The sequence below is a fragment of the Nocardiopsis sp. N85 genome, assembly GCF_028882275.1.
Classification (GTDB): domain Bacteria; phylum Actinomycetota; class Actinomycetes; order Streptosporangiales; family Streptosporangiaceae; genus Nocardiopsis; species Nocardiopsis lambiniae.
Genome location: NZ_JARBUT010000038.1, coordinates 1 through 2,316, shown reverse-complemented (window position 1 = coordinate 2,316; position 2,316 = coordinate 1). Strand labels below are relative to the sequence as shown.

Below are 2,316 nucleotides of genomic sequence, written 5' to 3'. Positions count from 1 at the left end.
CCCCGCCCCGCGCTTCAACCCCTCAGCCCTGATCCAACAACCGAGCGCAACGGATCAACCCCAAATGCGAGTACGCCTGCGGATGATTGCCCAACGCCCGCTCGCTCACCGGATCGAACTCCTCGGGCAACAACCCCGTCGGACCCGCGCAACCCACCAGATGCCCGAACAACTCCTCCGCCTCGGCCCGACGCCCCGTCACCAGATACGCCTCGATCAACCACGCCGTGCACAGATGGAACCCGCCCTCACCCCCGGGCAGACCATCATCACGGTGATACCGGTACACCGTGGGACCACTGCGCAACTCCGCCTCGATCGCGGTCACCGTCGACTGGAACCGCTCATCGGCCGGATCCAACAACCCCGACAGACCGATGTGCAACGACGCCGCGTCCAGATCGGTCCCGTCATAGGCCGTGGTGAACGCCCCCACGTCCTCGTTCCACCCCTTGGCGATCACCTCCTGGGCGATCCGCTCCCGCAACCCCTCCCAAGCCGGATCCACCCCACGCCCGTACACACCCGCCAACGCGATCGCCCGATCCAACGTCACCCAGCACATCACCTTGGAGTACACCCGCTGACGCGGCTCGTCACGCTCCTCCCAGATCCCGTGATCGGGCTCGTGCCAGCGCCGCGCCACCGCCCGGGCCATGTCCTGGACCAACTCCCAGTCCCGGTCGGCCAACACCCCCCGCACCCGCGCCAGATGCGCGATCAACTCCACCACCGGACCGAACACGTCCAACTGCACCTGGTGATCGGCCAGGTTGCCCACCCGCACCGGCCGCGACCCCGCATACCCCGACAGCGACTCGATGACCTCCTCGGGCCCCAGATCGGTGCCCCGCAACGAGTACAACGGCTTGAGCAACTCCGGACCCGGCAGCGTCGCCACCACATCGTGCACCCAGTCCAGGAACCGGTCGGCCTCGGCGGTCGAACCCAGATCCACCAACGCCTGCACCGTCAAGGCCCCATCACGCAACCAGCAGTACCGGTAATCCCAGTTACGGATCCCCCCGATCTCCTCGGGCAACGACGTGGTGGCCGCGGCCATCACCCCACCGGTGGGCGTGCACAACCCCCGCAACGTCAACGCCGAACGCGCCACCAGACGCCGCTCGACCTCGGGCAAAGCCAAGGACCCCACCCACGACGCCCACTCCCGCTGGGCCGCCCCACGCCGCTCGGCCTCGGCCACCGGATGGGCACCCAACACGTCGGTCCCGCACCGCAACTCCAACACCACCGGGCGCTCGGAGGTGGGCCGCACGGTGGCGTGGGCGATGTCGTCCACCCCGTCGTGATCGATCCGCCAGGCCACCCCGGGCGAGTACAACGCGATCGGGAAGGGCGCCCCCTGCACCACCAGCCCGTCGGGATGGGCGGTGATGCGCACCGGGGCCCGCCCGAAATCGGGGCGGGGCGCGAACTCCACCACCGCCGGCGCGGTACCGGTGATGGCCCGCACCAGATCGGTGCGGCCCGGCACGGTGTCGGTGGCCAGGTGATCGATGACCTCCAAACGCGAGAAACGGGTGCGCACCGTCATCGTGTCGGGCTCATAGCGCTGACCCAGGGGACGGCCCCTGTGAGCGGGGGCGATCGCGAACACCCCCGCCCCGCGCCCGCCCAACAACTCCGCGAACAACGCCGGGGAGTCGGGTTCGGGGTGGCACAACCACAACAGGCGTGCGTCGGGGCCCACCAACGCCACCGACGCCTGGTTGGACAGCAACGACATGCGCTCGATGGGGGTGGGGCGCTCCCCGAACACCCAGGAACGGCGCTCACCGGCCAGCAACGCCAGCAGGGCCGCCGCGGCCGGGGTGTGGGCGACCCGGTGCGCGGCCACCGACGGCTCGGACAGGTCCCCCACCCGCACCCCGGCGTCCGCGCCGCCCAGGTGCAAGAACACGGGTTCCTCGCCGTCACCGCCACCGATGTAGAGCACGGCGGTGGCGTCGGTCTGGGCGCGCAGGACCTCCAGGGCCTCGGCCTTGCCGTGGGCGGAGGGGTCCACGATCAGGTCGGTGTCGAACTCGGTGCCGTGCGCGCCGACCAGGCGCACCTCGGCGGGCAGGCGCGACAGCGCGGCCAGATCGCGCAAGGGGCGGGCGGAGATGACCGCGCACACCGTGCCGGGCAGCTCGGCCAGATCACGCAGGGCGCGCACGGCCTCGGGCAGGGGACGACGGTCCGGGGTGGTGTCGGCGTCCAGGGGCGCCAGAGCGCCGTCGTAGTCACAGGCCACCAGCAACCGCGAGGCCCGGGCCAGAGCCGACACACGCCGACGCACATCGGTGGGCA

General features: G+C 70.9%; 1 protein-coding gene. It reads right to left on the bottom strand.

Annotated elements, in window-relative coordinates:
• Positions 1-22: 22 nt before the first annotated feature.
• A partial coding sequence (locus tag PWG71_RS28565; RefSeq protein ID WP_274813179.1) for a trehalase-like domain-containing protein occupies positions 23-2,316 on the bottom strand: 2,294 nt, incomplete at its 5' end.